This window comes from Peribacillus sp. B2I2 (genome assembly GCF_041261685.1).
In the GTDB taxonomy this organism is placed as follows: Bacteria; Bacillota; Bacilli; order Bacillales; family DSM-1321; genus Peribacillus.
In genome coordinates, this window is the sequence record NZ_JBGCCB010000001.1 from 1,055,474 (window position 1) to 1,073,034 (window position 17,561).

20 protein-coding genes are annotated in these 17,561 nt (G+C 42.5%); 18 read left to right on the forward strand and 2 right to left on the reverse strand.

Annotated elements, in window-relative coordinates:
• Positions 1-18: 18 nt before the first annotated feature.
• From ABIE66_RS05315 to paaX, 14 genes are all read left to right on the forward strand, one after another.
• A complete protein-coding gene (locus ABIE66_RS05315; RefSeq protein ID WP_370014093.1) occupies positions 19-1,398 on the forward strand; it encodes an allantoinase in 1,380 nt (459 codons plus the stop codon).
• A 365-nt stretch (positions 1,399-1,763) separates the two neighbouring features.
• Entirely contained in the window at positions 1,764-3,089 is a 1,326-nt protein-coding gene (locus ABIE66_RS05320) for a phenylacetate--CoA ligase family protein (RefSeq protein ID WP_370014094.1), read from the forward strand.
• A gap of 364 nt (positions 3,090-3,453) precedes the next feature.
• On the forward strand, positions 3,454-4,410 hold the full coding sequence (gene paaA / locus ABIE66_RS05325; protein WP_289323954.1) for a 1,2-phenylacetyl-CoA epoxidase subunit PaaA: 957 nt from the start codon (positions 3,454-3,456) through the stop codon (positions 4,408-4,410).
• A gap of 18 nt (positions 4,411-4,428) precedes the next feature.
• Positions 4,429-4,788, forward strand: a complete 360-nt coding sequence (gene paaB, locus ABIE66_RS05330) for a 1,2-phenylacetyl-CoA epoxidase subunit PaaB (protein WP_289323955.1) — start codon at positions 4,429-4,431, stop codon at positions 4,786-4,788.
• On the forward strand, positions 4,778-5,578 hold the full coding sequence (gene paaC, locus ABIE66_RS05335) for a 1,2-phenylacetyl-CoA epoxidase subunit PaaC (protein WP_370014095.1): 801 nt from the start codon (positions 4,778-4,780) through the stop codon (positions 5,576-5,578). The genes paaB and paaC overlap by 11 nt, the downstream gene beginning before the upstream one ends.
• A 26-nt stretch (positions 5,579-5,604) precedes the next feature.
• Positions 5,605-6,102 carry a 1,2-phenylacetyl-CoA epoxidase subunit PaaD gene (gene paaD / locus ABIE66_RS05340; RefSeq protein WP_370014096.1) on the forward strand — a complete coding sequence of 166 codons (498 nt, stop codon included), beginning with the start codon at positions 5,605-5,607 and terminating at the stop codon, positions 6,100-6,102.
• Between the two features lie 20 nt (positions 6,103-6,122).
• The gene (locus ABIE66_RS05345; RefSeq protein WP_034314904.1) at positions 6,123-6,428 is read left to right on the forward strand and encodes an EthD family reductase; all 306 of its coding nucleotides are present in this window, start codon (positions 6,123-6,125) and stop codon (positions 6,426-6,428) included.
• Positions 6,425-7,201, forward strand: a complete 777-nt coding sequence (locus tag ABIE66_RS05350) for an enoyl-CoA hydratase/isomerase family protein (protein WP_289323958.1) — start codon at positions 6,425-6,427, stop codon at positions 7,199-7,201. The genes ABIE66_RS05345 and ABIE66_RS05350 overlap by 4 nt, the downstream gene beginning before the upstream one ends.
• Before the next feature lie 10 nt (positions 7,202-7,211).
• Positions 7,212-7,985, forward strand: coding sequence for an enoyl-CoA hydratase-related protein (locus ABIE66_RS05355; RefSeq protein WP_289323959.1), 774 nt, complete (start codon positions 7,212-7,214; stop codon positions 7,983-7,985).
• Positions 7,986-8,008: 23 nt separating this feature from the next.
• Positions 8,009-9,526, forward strand: coding sequence for an aldehyde dehydrogenase family protein (locus ABIE66_RS05360; protein ID WP_370014097.1), 1,518 nt, complete (start codon positions 8,009-8,011; stop codon positions 9,524-9,526).
• Between the two features lie 120 nt (positions 9,527-9,646).
• Positions 9,647-10,519: a 3-hydroxyacyl-CoA dehydrogenase gene (locus tag ABIE66_RS05365; protein ID WP_370014098.1), complete on the forward strand. Its 873-nt coding sequence runs from the start codon at positions 9,647-9,649 to the stop codon at positions 10,517-10,519.
• Positions 10,516-11,724, forward strand: a complete 1,209-nt coding sequence (locus tag ABIE66_RS05370) for an acetyl-CoA C-acyltransferase (protein WP_370014099.1) — start codon at positions 10,516-10,518, stop codon at positions 11,722-11,724. Before ABIE66_RS05365 ends, ABIE66_RS05370 begins: the two co-directional genes overlap by 4 nt.
• A gap of 60 nt (positions 11,725-11,784) precedes the next feature.
• Positions 11,785-12,561, forward strand: a complete 777-nt coding sequence (locus ABIE66_RS05375) for an enoyl-CoA hydratase-related protein (protein WP_370014100.1) — start codon at positions 11,785-11,787, stop codon at positions 12,559-12,561.
• Positions 12,562-12,646: 85 nt separating this feature from the next.
• The gene (gene paaX, locus ABIE66_RS05380) at positions 12,647-13,528 is read left to right on the forward strand and encodes a phenylacetic acid degradation operon negative regulatory protein PaaX (protein ID WP_289327244.1); all 882 of its coding nucleotides are present in this window, start codon (positions 12,647-12,649) and stop codon (positions 13,526-13,528) included.
• A gap of 94 nt (positions 13,529-13,622) precedes the next feature.
• Here paaX and ABIE66_RS05385 read toward each other — a convergent pair whose 3' ends face one another.
• Positions 13,623-14,135: a gamma carbonic anhydrase family protein gene (locus ABIE66_RS05385; RefSeq protein WP_289317660.1), complete on the reverse strand. Its 513-nt coding sequence runs from the start codon at positions 14,133-14,135 to the stop codon at positions 13,623-13,625.
• An 80-nt stretch (positions 14,136-14,215) separates the two neighbouring features.
• Between ABIE66_RS05385 and ABIE66_RS05390 the strand changes: the two genes are divergently transcribed.
• Together ABIE66_RS05390 and ABIE66_RS05395 are read left to right on the forward strand one after the other, a co-directional pair.
• The gene (locus ABIE66_RS05390; protein WP_370014101.1) at positions 14,216-15,181 is read left to right on the forward strand and encodes an NAD(P)H-dependent flavin oxidoreductase; all 966 of its coding nucleotides are present in this window, start codon (positions 14,216-14,218) and stop codon (positions 15,179-15,181) included.
• Between the two features lie 347 nt (positions 15,182-15,528).
• Positions 15,529-16,140: a DedA family protein gene (locus ABIE66_RS05395; RefSeq protein WP_370014102.1), complete on the forward strand. Its 612-nt coding sequence runs from the start codon at positions 15,529-15,531 to the stop codon at positions 16,138-16,140.
• Positions 16,141-16,185: 45 nt separating this feature from the next.
• Here ABIE66_RS05395 and ABIE66_RS05400 read toward each other — a convergent pair whose 3' ends face one another.
• On the reverse strand, positions 16,186-16,338 hold the full coding sequence (locus ABIE66_RS05400; RefSeq protein ID WP_370014103.1) for a YjcZ family sporulation protein: 153 nt from the start codon (positions 16,336-16,338) through the stop codon (positions 16,186-16,188).
• Positions 16,339-16,554: 216 nt separating this feature from the next.
• Between ABIE66_RS05400 and ABIE66_RS05405 the strand changes: the two genes are divergently transcribed.
• A complete protein-coding gene (locus ABIE66_RS05405) occupies positions 16,555-17,304 on the forward strand; it encodes a metallophosphoesterase family protein (RefSeq protein WP_370014104.1) in 750 nt (249 codons plus the stop codon).
• A gap of 88 nt (positions 17,305-17,392) precedes the next feature.
• Positions 17,393-17,521 (forward strand): hypothetical protein, encoded by a 129-nt coding sequence (locus ABIE66_RS05410; protein ID WP_289317655.1) that lies wholly within the window; start codon positions 17,393-17,395, stop codon positions 17,519-17,521.
• Positions 17,522-17,561: the final 40 nt, after the last annotated feature.

The window sequence follows — 17,561 nt, forward strand, 5'->3', positions numbered from 1 at the left end:
TTTGGAGGAGTGGTCCGTATGTCAATATATGATCTTATTATCCGCAACGGGTATGTAGTTTTTCCAGATGAAGTGAAGAAAGCTGATCTTGCAATCCGAGATGGGGTGATTGTTAAGATTGGGGATCGTCTGAGTGGTAAAGCGGATGAAGAGTATGATGCCGATGGCCAACATATCTTTCCGGGTATGATTGATGTCCATGTACATTTTAGCGAACCTGGCCGCGCTCATTGGGAAGGCTTTGAAACAGGATCGCAAATGATGGCAGCGGGAGGCTGCACCACATATTTCGATATGCCATTGAATGGAATCCCTTCAACCATCGATCGAAAGGCTCTCCTTGAAAAGGGCAAGATCGGTGAAGGAAAATCAGTTATAGACTTTGGATTATGGGGAGGGCTGGTCCCGGGAAATATTGATGAATTAGAGGAGCTATCAAAATCCGGAGTCATCGGCTTTAAAGCTTTTCTCTCAGAGACGGGAAATGATGAGTTTGAGCGTGCGGATGATTTCACCCTTTTACATGGTATGAAGAAAATTGCAGAATTGGGCAAGGTCTTGGCCCTTCATGCGGAAAGTGATTCGATCACTCAATGGCTGAAGCAAGAAAAAGAGAAGGATGGACTATTCAGTGCGAATGATTATGCAGCCACAAGACCTGTGCAAGCAGAAGCGGAGGCTGTGGAACGTGCCATCGCATATTCCGAGTTAACAGGCTGTCCCCTGCACTTTGTCCATATTAGTAGTGGCTTGGCCATTGAAAAAATTGAATCGGCCAAACAAAAGGGACTGGATGTAACGGTTGAAACGTGTCCACATTATTTATTATTCAATCAGGGTGATTTAATAGAAAAAGGTGCGGTTGCAAAATGTGCTCCCCCACTAAGGGAAAGAGAAGAACAAGAAAGATTGATAGCCTGTTTAATGGAAGGGAAATTCGATATGATTTCTTCCGACCACTCACCATGTCCTTATGAGTTGAAAGACCCTGGCGTACATAATATTTTCGAAGCGTGGGGTGGAATAAGCGGGGGGCAATTTTCACTGATGTCGATGATAGAATTGGCTGTATTGCACGATATCCCACTTCACAAAGTCGCTGAGTGGACAGCTTCAGCCCCGGCAAATAGATTTGGTCTCTCTTCCAGAAAAGGACAAATTAAGGATGGAATGGATGCAGATCTTGCCATCGTTTCCCTTGATGTTCCGCATGAAGCTTCGGAAACGAATTTTTTCGCGAAACATAAGCAAAGCCTTTATATGGGCCATTCCTTTCCTTGCCGAATCACCGCTACCTTTAATAGAGGGAAAATAGTTTATAAAAATAATGTCATATGTGAAAGGGAGCGTGGGGAGTGGTTAAAAGTGATAGATTCCAGTATTGCGGTCAATAACTAGGAAGAACGCTTTGATTATCCATTATAAGGGGTGATTCCAAATCGGGAATCACCCCTTTATCTGCTCTACATATTTATGAACAGTACTTCAGGAAAATTGTTTTCCTAATATTTTAATACGTTTTTAAAACGAGTGTTTGATAAAATGATATATCATTGTTAAAATTAACATAGTCTGAAAATTTAGTAAATTGTTTTTTTTGTCTATTCGGCCATTTTGCTTAATTCCAAAAAACATTATTGACAACGTAGAAATGACGTATTAATCTTAAAATCAAGCATAACAATTATATAATATCCGTTTTATTACCGTTATATATGGAGAATCAAATGGGACACGAGCAAAATTAAGGGGGGACTGAAACGATGTACAATCCGGAAGTTGAAACGGCTACGCGTGCTGAAATGGAAAGTTTACAGATGGCACGCCTCAAAAAAACGATAAGCCGTGTATATGAAAATGTACCTTATTACAGAAGGAAATTTGAAGAGATGGGCCTTGATCCAGGAGATATTCAAAATCTGAACGATGTGTCAAAGCTTCCTTTTACAAAAAAACAGACTCTTCGTGATCAGTATCCATTCGGTTTATTCGCCGTTCCAATGGAGGATGTTACACGCATTCATGGTTCATCCGGAACAAGTGGAAAGCCTACCATTGTCGGGTATACGAAAAACGATTTGGAAAACTGGGCAACGATCGTCGCACGTGGAATTGTAGCTGCAGGAGGCCGGAAGTCGGATATTTTCCATAATGCATATGGATATGGCCTGTTTACAGGCGGATTGGGTCTCCATTACGGAGCAGAAAAGCTAGGAGTTGCCACCGTACCCATTTCATGTGGAAATACCGATCGCCAGATTACGATCATCAATGATTTTAAACCTCGCGGTATTTGCGGAACCCCTACTTATATTTTGAATATCGCTGAAAAGATGGAAGAAATGGGGATTGACCCTGCTGATAATGGGCTAGAGTATGGGATTTTCGGAGCTGAGCCGTGGTCTGAGGAAATGAGAGCTACACTTGAGAGAAAACTGAATTTGAAAGCAATCGATATTTACGGACTAAGTGAAATCATGGGTCCAGGAGTTGCGATAGAATGCCAGGAAGCGCAGGAAGGACTGCATATCGCAGAAGACCATTTCCTTGTTGAGGTCATTAACCCTGACACACTTGAGCCAGTTGAGGACGGCGAAGATGGGGAACTGGTCTTTACCAGCCTTACCAAGGAAGCGCTGCCAATCATTCGTTATCGTACTGGTGATATCGCATCCATTACCCATGAACCGTGTAAATGCGGACGGACCACAACAAGAATGTCCCGCGTTAAAGGCAGAACGGATGATATGATCATAATCAGGGGAGTGAATGTATTTCCTTCTGAAATTGAGCGTGTTTTATTCCAAATGGAGGGAATAGTGCCTCATTATCAGATTCATCTCGTTAAGAAGGGGAAAATGGACGGTGTTGAACTGCACATTGAAATTGAAAGCGGTTTCTATAAGGAGATTGAAGAAGACTTAACGCATGGAGATGTAGAGATATTAAAGAAAACGATTCAGCATCATTTGAAATCCGCATGTCTTGTAACGATGGATATTGTTGTCAACGTTCCAAAAAGCATTCCGCGTTCAGAAGGAAAAGCCATTCGTGTCGTTGATAAACGGAAAGATGAAGTGACAAGTTGATAACTGGATGGAGATGCGTTGGATGACCTGGATTCGTTCATGGAAAAGGATGTTCCTTGTTGGCGATTCTGCCGTTGATGGAGCTTTAATGCTCGAGCCTATCGTAAATTCGCGGTGAAAAACCTTATGAACTCTGACGATCAAATAAAAAGTGCAGCCCCTTCATAGAATAGGTTTAATCAGAAGAGAAGAAAGAACCAATTTGAAATAGGGAAGGAGGCATCATGGTGATTAAAAATATCATGAAATCTCCTATTGATTTCCTTTTATTTCAAAAAAAGTCGGAATAGTCTTGCATTAAATATAACTGTAAAATATAATAACGTTATATAAACGTTATATAATAAAAAGAGAGGTGATTTGAATGAACGTTCAATTAAATGATATGGCTGAACAAGAAAAGCTAAATCAATTCATTGCCAGAATCGAAGCAGGAGAAAAGATAGAAGCCGATGATTGGATGCCGGACGATTACCGGGGCACTTTAATCAAGTTAATATCGATGCATGGCATCAGTGAAATCATGGGGGCGCTTCCCGAAAAAGAATGGGTTCCTAAAGCCCCGACCTTAAATAGAAAACTTGGAATCATGGCTAAGGTGCAGGATGAAATGGGACATGGACAATTATTGCTTCGAGTCGCCGAGGATTTGCTAAAGCCGTACAGCAAAAAAAGGGATGACCTTATGCAAGATTTATTTAATGGAGATTTAAAGTTTCATAATGTCTTCCACATGGAAGCCAAATCTTGGGGTGATGCAGGATTGATTGGCTGGCTTGTTGATGGGGCAGCCATCATCTCCCAGACGAACATGCTTGGGGCTTCATACGGACCTTATGCCCGAGCTTTACTGAGGATTTGCGCGGAAGAAGTTTTTCATGCACAGCATGGTGAAGCGATAATCATGGCTTTGGCTGAAGGAACGGAAGAACAAAGGAAATTGGTTCAAGACTCCATCAATTATTGGTGGGAATCTTTATTACTCTTTTTTGGACCTCCCAGTAAGAATGAAGTGGGCTCATCCAAACAGGATATAACGATTAAGTACAGAATCAGAACCAGTACGAATGAAGAGCTTCGCCAAGCCTTTTTTTCTAAATATGTGAAGCGGATCCTTTCACTCGGCTTTACCATTCCTGATGAAACACTTAGGTTTGATAAAAATTCTGAAATCTGGATTTACAAACAACCTGATTGGGGGAAATTGAAGGTGTTCGCAAGGAATGAAGGGCCCCTTTCGCAGGATCGTTTACGTCTTCGAAGAACTTCTTATGAAAATAATAAATGGGTACGTGAGGCGTTAGCGCCAAAGGTCATCTAAGGTAGGGGGAAGGATGATATGGAAACTAGACAAAACACTTACTTTGAAGAATTTGAAGTATTTAGCCGTAAAACTCAATCTTCACCCGTTCAATACCATTATAGCCTGTTGGCTCCCAATGAGGATATCGCCATCATGATGGCGCAAGAAAATTTCATGAGACGGGAAGCAGTTGATGATATCTGGGTAGTGAAAAGACAGAATATACGGAAAATGACGATTGAGGAAAAGAAAACGCTTCAACGTATTGATAATAAAGATTACAGGACCACAAAAGGGTATGGGTATTTAAAGAAAAAGTGGCGGAAGTATGAGCAGGGAATGCTCGATGAAAAAGAGATAATGTCTTGGGGTGGAGGCGTGAAGAATGAGGAATGAATCATTGGAGAACATCGCTATCAAAGAATTGTTGCTTCAACTGGCGGACGATGATTTCATCCATTCATACCGAGGTTCGGAATGGCTTGGACTCGCACCGCATATCGAAGAAGATGTTGCATCGGCTTCGATATCTCAAGACACGATGGGGCATGCAGCCATATATTATAAATTACTGGATGAACTAGGTGAAGGGGACGCAGATAAGCTGGCTCACGACCGTCCCGCCAAGGAACGGCGTAATGCGATCATTCTCGAATTGGTCAACGGTCCTGGATACTATATGAAAGACCCGGATTATGATTGGGCGTTTGCGGTAGTTCGGAATTATTTTTATACCCAAGCCAAAGCGATTAAGATTCAATCCCTTCAATCAAGTTCATATGAACCGCTTGCTGAAGTGGCACAAAAGGTACAGATGGAACTTTATTATCATTTGATGCACTGGAAAACATGGTTCGTCCAATTGCTGGGTTCTGGTCACGAAGAGGCGGTTTCGAGAATGAATGCAGCGATTGAGAAAACGATGCCGGATTTTGCTGGAGTATTTTCACTTGGCCAATATGGAGAAGAAATGGTCGAGCTTGGCTTGATAGAAAGCGAAGCTGCCTTACAGAAGAAATGGATCGAGGCTGTCATCCCAATTTTTGAAAGTGTGGGCTTGGCAACGACTCTTGAAATAGGAATGGCCCAAGGTGATGGACGTAGTGGCCAGCATTCGGAAGATTTGGAAAAGGCGATAGAAACGTTAAGTGAAGTGTACGCAACCGATAAATCAGCTTCATGGTGAACCAATAGAAAAAGGGGAGGGGTATCATGTCGACCGTACTGTTAACCGCAGAAGAAATATATAAACTCCTGGAAGACGTTAAAGATCCCGAAATCGATACAGTAAGTATTCTGGATTTAGGGATGGTTGAAGACGTGACGGTTTCAGGCCGGGACGTTTCGGTGAAAATGCTGCCAACTTTTCTAGGGTGCCCGGCATTGTCAATCATTCAAAAAAATGTGGAAACAGCCATTAAACAGCTGACTGCCGTAAAAAAAGTAAGCGTGGAATTTTTACGTTCCCCTTCCTGGACATCTGATCGAATCACGGAAAAGGGGAAAGCTGGATTGAAGGTTTTCGGGATCTCCCCTCCTCCTCGACAAATGAAAAAAGATGGATCATGGCATGTGGATTGCCCGTATTGTGAATCTACTTATGTCACGATGGAAAATATATTCGGTCCAACGGCCTGCCGCAGCATTTTATATTGTAAAGCATGTAAAAATCCGTTCGAAGCGATGAAACCGATGATAAAAATGATCTAATAAAATGGAGGTTTTCTAAAATGGTAAAGTTAATCGCCCTATATAAACAACCTGAAAACAAGGAAGAATTCGATGAGCATTATTTCAATGTACATGGTCCGATAACGGAAAAAATTCCAGGTCTTCAAAAAATGGAGGTCACTAAAATAGTAGGCACCCCAATGGGCAAAGACTCTGAGTATTACATTCTATGTGAAATGTATTATGAAGACCACGATGCACTGCAACAAGGAATGCGTTCCCCGGAAGGAAAAGCATCAGGGAAAGACCTAATGGGATTTGCCGGGAAACTCGTAACGATGATGATCGGGGAAGAAATAAAATGAATGCGCTTCAATTCATTGAAACGTCAATCGGGGATGGCATTGGTTATATCTTTTTAAATCGGCCGAAGCAGCTGAATGCCATTAACAGGAAAATGGTCAGGGAAATAGTTTCAACCATGGAAGAATTCGACCGGGACCCACAAGTGAAGGTGATCTTGATAACGGGCAATGGAAAGGCATTTTCCGCTGGAGCTGATATTGACGAGATGATGGACGACAATCCAATAAGTCTGGAGTTAACCAACCAATTTGCCGATTGGGACCGAATGAGCCTAGTCAAGAAGCCTGTGATCGGTGCTGTGAAAAGTTTTGTATTCGGTGGTGGTTTTGAACTTGCCTTATCCTGCGATTTCCTGATTGCCGCCAGCGATACCCAGTTCTCCTTTCCGGAAGTGACACTGGGAGTCATGCCTGGTGCAGGAGGAACACAAAGGTTGACAAAATTGGTGGGGAAGACGAAGGCACTCGAATGGATATTGACGGCTGAAAGGATAAATGCAAAGACAGCTCTGCAATATGGTTTCATAAATAAGATCGTTGCCCCTGAATTGCTAATGGAAGAAACGGTCGATTTCGCTAGAAAGATAGCAAAGCAACCCCCGTTAGCTGTAAGGCTGATTAAAGAATCCGTCAATAAAGCCGTTGATTACCCCTTATATGAGGGAATGCAATTCGAACGGAAGAACTTCTATATTCTTTTTGCATCAGAGGACCAAAAAGAAGGCATGAAAGCATTTGTTGAAAAAAGGGAGCCTAATTTTACAGGCGGATAAGGAGTGCTCTATGTACGAAACGATCAAATATAGGGTTGAAAGCGGAGTGGCTTGGCTTACTTTGAACCGTCCTGATAAACTTAATGCCTTTACGTCCCAAATGAATAAGGAAATACAGAAGGCGATCAAGATATCTGCGGGGTCCGATGAAGTGCGGGCCATTATCATTACAGGGGAAGGCAGGGCCTTTTGTTCAGGGCAAGATTTATCGGATGTTGATGGAAGCATGAATTTAGGCCAGGTGCTGCGCGATCACTACGGTCCGATGATGCAGCAAATAGCAAGCTGTGAAAAACCGATCATTGCAGCAGTCAATGGAGTGGCTGCAGGGGCTGGCTTCAGCCTTGCTCTTGCATGCGATTTCCGGCTTGTTTCTGAAAAAGCCAGTTTTTTAAATGCCTTTGTCAATATCGGATTGATTCCTGATTCAGGGAATCTATATTACCTTTCACGGATCGTTGGGCATGCGAAAGCCTTGGAAATATCCTTATTGGGGGAAAAGGTCCCTGCTAGCGAGGCGAAAAATGTCGGGCTCGCTACAAAAGTGATCGGTGTGGAAGAATGGAACGAGCAATTGAAAGCCTTTGCGGCGAATATCGCAAACAAACCAACGAAAGCGATCGGCTTAATCAAAAGATACTTAGAGGCATCCTACCACCTTTCATTGGAAGAATACTTAAAAGAAGAAGCGGAGGGTCAGCGAATTGCTGGCTTAACGATGGATTATGCTGAAGGTGTGGCAGCATTCACTGAAAAAAGGAAAGCTAAATTCATAGGCAAGTAATATAGAAAAGGGAGTGGGATTACATGGTTGGAGTTCAAGCGGCAGCATTTGAAAAAGCGGAAATGAAGCGTGATTATTATCATCTGATTATTAATGGCGAAAGAGTGGAAAGCTCTAATGGATCCACGATTGATGCGTACAACCCTGCGACTGGTGAAATCATTGCCAAAGTTGCAAAGGCGACTAAGGAAGATGCAGAAAGAGCTGTTCAAGCTGCACGTGAGGCATTTGATAATGGGAAATGGAAGAAAACTCCGATTAATAAACGGTCTCGAGTTTTGAACAAAATTGCAGCAATCATGCGTTCACGCTTTAATGAATTGGTTGAATTGGAGGTTCTGAACAGCGGCAAATCCATTTCTGCAGCGCAAGGCCAAGTCATGCAGGCGATAGAAGATTTCGAGTTTTATGCAGGTGCTATAGTCGGACACCGCGGAACTGTCAATAATGTACCTGGTCAATTCCATAACTACACGGAAAAAGAGCCAGTAGGTGTTTGTGCTCAAATCATTCCTTGGAATTATCCTATGATGATGGCAGCATGGAAAATTGCACCTGCGATCGCAGTTGGCTGTTCAGTCATTGTTAAGCCAGCTTCGTTAACGCCGCTGACTGCAATCGTATTAGGGGAAATCTGTTTAGAAGCTGGTGTTCCTTCAGGAGTTGTCAATATCATTCCAGGTCCTGGATCGGACGTAGGGAATTACCTTGTCGAGCATCCGAAAGTGAATAAGGTGGCCTTTACAGGTTCTACGCCAATCGGCAGGGATCTTATGGGCAAAGCTTCACAGACATTAAAAAGGGTGACATTGGAGCTTGGCGGAAAGTCCCCTAATATTGTCTTCGAAGATGCGGACCTTGAAGCAGCTATCGATGGATCATTATATGGAATTTTCTACAATACTGGGCAATCTTGCGAAGCTAGATCCCGTTTATACGTTCACGAAGACATATATGATGAGTTCGTTGCCAGATTCGTGGAAAAAACGAAAAAATTGAAATTGGGCAATCCACTCGACAAAGAAACGCATGTCGGTGCAGTCATAGATCAAGGGCAATTGGATGTCATCGACAATTATGTACAATCTGCCATTGCTGACGGAGCGGAAATCCTGACAGGAGGAAAGCCAGCGGTTATAGAAAGTTTCGAGAACGGATATTGGTATGAGCCGACAGTCATAGCGAATGTCAATCATGAAATGAATGTAGTGAAAGAGGAAATATTCGGACCGGTCGTTGTCATTATGAAATTCAAAGATGAAAAAGAAGCCGTGCGACTCGCGAATGATACGGAATTCGGTTTGGGTTCAGCTCTTTGGACAAAGGATGGCGGCCGTGCGACTCGAGTGGCCAATCAAATTGAAGCGGGAATCGTCATGGTGAATTGCCCATTCTCCGCATTTCCTGGAACACCTTTCGGAGGCTATAAACAGTCAGGATTCGGCCGGGAACTTTGTATTGAGACACTTGATCTATATACAGAAACGAAAAGCATCATTTCCTATCATGGAAGCCGTCCCTTAAATCCCTTTGGAATTTAATAAAAACATAAAATAGGCGGCTGGCTGAACGGTATGTCGGAGAAGTAATTCAGATATGGATGAATGCTGATCTGATTCATCGTAGCCAGCCCTATTTATTTTTAAAGGAGGAATGAACGAATGATTAGAAATCTTGTGATTGTCGGATCTGGTGTCATGGGCAGGGGAATAGCCTATGTAGGAGCAACAGGAGGCTTCAACGTAGTATTGGTGGATGTGAATCAAGATGCATTGGAAAGTGCAAGAAAAGAGATCGATACCATTTTTGAAAAGGGTGTGCGCTATCAAAAAATCACCCAGGAAGAAGTGGCAGCAGCAAAAAGCAGATTTTCGTATTCTTCCAATTTGGAAGAATCAGCAGCATATGCCGATTTAATCATAGAGGCAGTTCCGGAAAAGGCAGAAATTAAGAGGGCAGTCTTCGAAACGATGGAAGATCATGCAAAAGAAGGCTGTTACTTTGCAACCAATACTTCCACAATGAGCCCGACGGAAATTGGTTCTTACGGAAAACGTCCTGAAAAAACGATTGCCATGCATTTCTTCAATCCTGTACAAAAAATGCCGCTGGTTGAAATTGTACGTGGTCTTGAAACTAGCGATGAAACGGCAGCCATAATAAAAGAAGTAGCCGAAAAAATGGGGAAAGAAACCGTGGTCATTAATGAATTCCCTGGGTTTGTAACCAGCAGGATCAGCTGTTTGGTAGGTAATGAAGCGTTCTTCATGCTTCAAGAAGGGTTAGGAACACCGGAAGAAATCGATAAGGCGATAAAGTTAGGGCTGAATTACCCAATGGGACCATTTGAGCTAGGGGATTTGGTGGGATTGGATGCCCGATTGAATAATTTAAAATATTTACATAGTAAACTTGGTGAGAAGTATCGTCCGGCCCCCCTCCTTGAACAGTATGTTAAAGCTGGCAGGCTCGGCCGCAAGTCAGGTAAAGGGGTGTACGATTATACACAAGATGGAGAGCTGGTGAGGAAATGAAGGATGTTGTGATTATCGATGCTGTGCGAACGCCAATAGGAAGATATAAAGGTGCTTTGAAATGGGTTCGTCCGGATGACCTCGGTGCGATTGTAATCAAGGCGCTGACAGATCGCAATCCAGAGCTGCCGCCAGATCAAATTGAAGATGTCATCTTCGGGAATGCAAATCAAGCGGGAGAGGATAATCGCGATGTGGCAAGGATGTCCGCCCTTTTAGCTGGTCTTCCAGTAAACGTAGCTGGAACGACAATAAATCGTTTGTGTGGATCCGGACTGGATGCCGTTATGTATGCTGCACGTTCCATTGCTGTAGGAGAAGGCGATATTTATATCGCAGGCGGGACTGAAAGCATGACAAGGGCGCCGTACGTCATGGCCAAACCTGAAGGTGAATTTCCGCGGGGTTCAATGGAGCTTCAGGATACAACGATCGGATGGCGTTTCACGAATGAGAAACTTAAAGAAATGTATGGCACGGATTCCATGCCTCAAACGGCAGAAAACGTTGCCCAGCAGTTTTCGGTTTCAAGGGAAGACCAAGATCTATTTGCATTTCAAAGCCAGCAAAGAGCGAAAAAGGCAGTGGAAGAAGAACGTTTCATTAATGAAATCGTACCTGTTCGATATACGGATCGTAAAGGTAATGAGGTCATTTTCGAAAAGGATGAACACCCTCGTCCTGACACGACCATCGAAAAGTTGGAAAAACTCAAACCGATCTTTAAAGGTGGCACTATAACGGCGGGGAATGCTTCGGGTGTAAATGATGGAGCTTCAGCATTACTATTGATGAGTGCAGAAAAAGCACGAAACCTTGGACTAAAACCTATGGCCAAATATGTTGTAGGTGCGGTAGCCGGCTTAGAACCGTCCATTATGGGCCTGGGTCCAATTCATGCAACTAAAAAAGCATTGGGAAGGGCGAGTTTATCGATTGAAGACATCGGGCTGGTTGAATTGAATGAAGCATTCGCTTCCCAATCCGTAGAGTGCATCCGCCAATTGAAATTGGATCAGGATAAAGTGAATGTCAACGGCGGGGCGATAGCATTTGGCCATCCACTCGGTGCAAGCGGGGCACGTATTTTAACAACACTTGTTCACGAAATGAAAAAGCGGAATGTACGCTATGGTCTTGCAACGATGTGTGTCGGTGTTGGTCAGGGAATTGCTGCCATCATAGAAAATATTGGAAATGATTGATGATCGGCCCTTATTTTTCTCAGTATAAGGGACATTTTCTTAAAAAAGGGGCGAGGACCCATGTCAAAGGTTATTTATAAAGTAGTAAATCAAATCGGCTATGTAACAGTGAATCGGCCTGACGTATTGAATTGCTTCGACTATGAGACACTTTCTGAACTCCAGGAAGTCATCGATGCAGTTTATACGGACGGCGATATCCGCGTCGTCATTTTCACGGGTGCAGGGGAAAAAGCATTCAGCGCGGGCGCGGATTTGAAAGAAAGGAAGGCTTTGAATGATGCGGAAGTAAGAAGGAACGTAAAAGCGATTCGCGATGTTTTTAATAGTATCGCAGGGCTTTCGCAGCCAACCATAGCTGCCGTCAATGGATATGCATTGGGGGGAGGATTTGAATGGATGCTTTCATGTGACTTCGCAATTGCTGCTGAAGGTGTTTCTTTGGGGCTCACTGAAACTAGCTGGGCCATTATTCCCGGGGCAGGCGGTACACAACGGCTGCCGAGATTGATAGGGGAAATGAAAGCGAAGGAATTAATTTTTACCGCTAAAAAATTGACTGCAGAAGAGGCATGTCAATTAGGGATCCTTTTGAAGGTCGTGTCAAGGGATCAACTTATGTCAGCTTGTGAGGGATTGGCAGCCGATATCATGAAAAATGGGCCGATTGCAGTCAAACAAGCCAAATACGCGATTACCCAAGGGATGAATACAGACTTGCAAACCGGAATGGCCATAGAGGGAAAAGCCTATGAATTGACCATCCCGACTCAAGACAGATTGGAAGCACTCCTGGCATTTAGTGAACGGAGAAAAACGCAATTTTCAGGTAAATAATATTGCGGTTTCAATTCAAAAAGATATAATAATAATTATGTCGTCCGTGTGAAAATGGTAACAATGTGAGAGTGAGGTGAGAAAAATAGGAACTAATACGCAATCGATGATTTTTACGATATACGGTGATTATATCCGTAATTACGGAAGTAAAATCTGGATAGGCAGTTTAATTCGTTTATTAAAGGAATTCGGTCATAATGAGCAGGGCGTTCGTGTAGCCGTTTCACGAATGGTCAAGCAAGGGTGGATTCAGTCAGAAAAGCACGGAAATAAAAGTTATTACTTTTTGACCGATCGCGGTGTGCAGAGAATGGATGAAGCGGCCAATCGCATATATAAGATGAAACCAAATGAATGGGACGGTAAATGGCGTATCTTGATGTACACGATCCCTGAAGATAAGCGGCAATTACGGGATGATCTACGTAAAGAATTATTATGGAGCGGGTTTGGCAGTTTTTCCAGTGGTTGCTGGATTTCCCCTAATGATTTGGAGAAACAAATTAAGCGCTTGATCGAGAAATATGACATCAATGAATATGTTGATTTTTTCATTTCGGAATACAAGGGTCCAAAAGAAAATCAATCGCTTGTCGAGAAAAGCTGGCATTTAGAAGAGATTGAAAATAAATATGAAGAATTCATTGAGAAATACAGCAAACAATTCATCGTTCATCAAAGCATCATTAGCAGGGGGGAAATGTCCGATGCTGATTGCTTTGTGGAACGAACGAACCTGGTACATGAATACCGTAAGTTTTTATTTGTCGATCCGGGCCTGCCAAAGGAACTGTTGCCTTCAAAGTGGAATGGGAATCATGCTGCTCTTTTATTTAGCCAGTATTATCAAGTTTTGGCTGAACCGGCAAGCCGTTTCTTTGAAAGCGTTTTTCAGGAAAACAATGATTTATGGCGGAAAGACGAAACCTATGACGCCAAGGATCATCCTCTTATCATTAAGTGAAAAAGAGCTTCAGCCAGTCGCTAATGACGACTTGCCGGAGCTCTTTTCTACTTTAAGTCAACTAAAGACAACGGGGGAATACCCTTTGTGATAATTAATCAAGTATCCCTTTGAAGTCCTTTCCTTTTTGAACATACGTATCAATCGAAAGTTGGATCAATTCAAGATCTTTATCATTCAATCTGCGAACCACTTTCCCCGGGGAACCGATAACCAGCGAACGTGGAGGTATGATTTTACCAGAGGAAATCAATGTATTCGCGCCGACAATGCATTCTTCGCCGATCTCTACATTATCCAATATCGTTGAGCCCATCCCGATGATGGACCGTTTTCCTATTTTACAACCATGTAGGATAACATTGTGACCAACCGTCACTTCGTCTTCAATGACAACTGGGCACCCTTCAAATAAATGAATGGTGGAGTTATCTTGAATACTGCATTTTTCTCCGATTGTAATTGAATCTTCATCACCGCGCAGAACGGAGTTAAACCAAATGGTCGATTCTTTCCCAATCGAAATATCTCCGATTAAATGGGCACCAGGTGCAACGAAAACGGATTCATCAATGGATGGCTTTTTATTATTGTACGGAATAATCATAGTCTCGCTCCTTTTGGAAAAGTCAGAATTGTTTTTCTAATGAATATAGTATAACATTAAATGGATAGGGAGGGATGAAAGTGAAATATATTTGTGAGCTTTTTTCGATAAAATATCCCATTATTCAAGGCGGCATGGGGAATATAAGCAATGCAAGTCTTGCCGCTGCAGTATCCAATGCAGGGGGCTTAGGGACAATAGGATGTGGTACCATGAATCCTGAACAGGTAGAAGCCATCATTCTCGAAACCAAAGATAAAACCAATAACAATTTTGCGTTGAACATTCCGATTAACGTTAGTCCATATACAGATGAGTTAATCAATCTTGTCCTGAAGCATGATATTCCTGTAGTTTCCTTATCTGCGGGAAATCCTGCCCCTTACATTCCACTATTGCAAAAAAAGAATATTAAAGTGATTGCCATCGTTGCATCGGTCAAGCACGCGCAAAAAGCGCAAGCTGCAGGGGCCGATGTGTTGGTAGCTGAAGGGTTTGAAGCTGCCGGCATCAATTCGAACCTGGAATTGACGACCTTTACACTCATTCCGCAAATTAGCAAGCATGTGACGCTTCCGGTTTTGGCCGCTGGCGGAATAGGCAATGGACAGGGGTTGGCCGCTGCGTTGATGCTGGGAGCGTCAGGAGTCCAGTTGGGAACCAGGCTGATCGCTACACAAGAAGCACCGTTCCATCCATCATATAAACAAAAACTAATCGAAGCGATGGGCAATGATACGTTTATATTGGGCAGATCCGTTGGCCAGGTAAGAAGAGTATTGAAGGGCCGATATACGGAGAAAGTCCTGGATTTGGAAAAACAGGGACTGTCTCCTATTGATTACCGTGAAATGACCTCGGAAGTCCACCATATTAATGGTGCGATGAACGGTGATGTTGATAATGGTTTTATGAACAGCGGCCAGGTTGCCGGATTGATTGACGATATACCGACGGTTAAGGAATTACTTGATGGCATGATGAAAGACGCGAAAAGGCATTTGGAAGATGGATTGAGTAGGCTTTCCACCCCCTTTATGATTTGAGAACTAAGGGTATCGATTTTGTCATGTGTACATCTCTACCCATTTAGGGGCTATTCACTTGGTTAACTATATCGAATGCTTGAGGTCAATTCGTCCTCAAGTTTTTTTCGTTTCGGGACCATCGATATTCTATTATTATCGTTCTTCCTACAAGCTTAGTTCTGTAGTAAATAGCCCGATAACAAAACATGACTCCATAAGAACATTGTTTTAGGATAACATTATGGAAAAATGCGGGTTAACTTGTGATACAATGGAAAATGTCCTTTTTGACATCATGGGTGCCCGGATTCATCTTGGAGCACCCCTTTTTATATGTAATAAAAGTTAGAAAAGGGGTAACCTCAATGGAAACTTTAATAATGGATATGATTGAAGCGTTTAAATCTTTATCTTATTTCGGTGTTTTGCTAGCTTTGACTTTTGAATTCATTCCTTCTGAAATAGTTTTGCCACTGGCAGGATACTGGGTTTATCAAGGGGATATGAATTTATACTTGACTATCCTTGCCGGTTCGCTAGGTGGGGTAACGGGACCATTGACGCTTTATGCCTTAGGCAAGTATGGCGGGAGACCGCTTGTATTAAAGTTCGGAAAATACTTTTTGATCAAAGATGAGCAGTTGAACAAAGCTGACCGCTTCTTTGAAAGGTATGGTGGGGGAATTGCCTTCTTTGGACGGTTTGTACCAGGTATTCGTACCGCCGTGTCGCTACCATGCGGAATATTGAAAATGAATATTTGGAAATTCATATTATATACCTATATGGCGATGCTTCCTGTTACAAGCGTTTATGTTTATTTAGGGTTTAAGTTAGGACCTAGCTGGGAGCAGGCGGGAGCCATCTTTTCACAATATGCGAATTTCTTGCTTATACCCATTGCACTTATAGTCATTTGGTTCATTATGAAGACTCGAAAACAAAAGCAAAGAGAAAAAATAAAAGTCAATCAATAACAAAGAAGGCGCCATGATCAGGCGCCTTTTTCATTTCTTTCATTATTAGCAGCCGCCACCGAAGCCGCCGCCGCCGAATCCCCAACTGCATCCAATGATGATTAACAAGATGAATAATACGATCAGCAATGCAAATCCGTTATCGAAACCGCCGCAGCCGCCACCGACGCCACAACAATCGTTACCATTTCCACCCATTTAATTTCCTCCTCATACATTTTATGAATTACATACCTAGCAAAACATCTTTACCGGGAATACTTCATACTATGTATTCTAGGCCGAAGTGTTTGCTTATTCATAAAAAATGGGCGTTGGTAAATCAAGGGGAATAAGCCCGAATATTTTTTTGATTTCGTTTAAAATGTTATAATATACCATATGGATTATGGGGGAAGGGAGCTGAACTTAGTCATGAGAGTTGCCATTATAACGGATGTGCATGGTAATGCTTCAGCGTTAAAAGCCGTTCTTAGGGATATTGATCAAAGGGATGATATAGATCATATCTATTGTTTGGGAGACATGGTTGGGATTGGCCCGGATACAAATGAAGTCCTTGAACTTTTATTTGCAAGAAATGATTTATCGCTGATAACTGGAAATCATGATGAAGCTGTCCTGGCCATCATTAACGGGGAGCCGCATCCGGACGGTCATATTCATGTAAAGGAGCATCATGAATGGATAGCTGAAAGAATGCATCGGAATTTCATAACCAAACTGGAAAAATTGCCTCGCACCATACAGCATATCATTAATGATCACTCCGTTTACTTCACCCATTATCATATGGAATCGAAGAAATTGGATGAGCACATTAGCCAAAATCCATTTAGTAAAATCGTTGAACCGAATTTAAATAACTTAGAAACGCTTTTCAAAGATGAGCATCACGATTTAATAGGATTTGGACATCATCACCCTACCCACCTTTTTAAAAATGACCGAACGATATATCTGAACCCGGGATCTCTAGGCTGTAATGGTGAACCAATTGCTCCTTATGCCATTGTGACGATTGAAAATACAGGTATACAGGTAAATCTTGAAAAAGTCCTCTATGATAATTCATCGTTTCTGTTATCGTATAAAAGCTTACTGGTTCCCGAGTATGAATTCATTATACGGGCCTTCCATGGGGGACAGCAGGTGCGTTCATAAATGATGAAATATGGGGAAATATTCAGCATAAATGTACATGCCTGTGGATACGATAATAGGCAAAACATGATGATGCTGGAGGTAGGTTATGAAGGAAAAAGAACAGGTAAATCAAGAGCAAGAAGAGATGGAACGACACAGTCTTGTCTGTAATAATGAATTGTTTAATAAAGATTTACACGCCATTGTCGATGATACGATGCAAGAGGAAAGATAAATTGGAAGGAACGCTGCAGGAAATGTCTGTAGCGTTTATT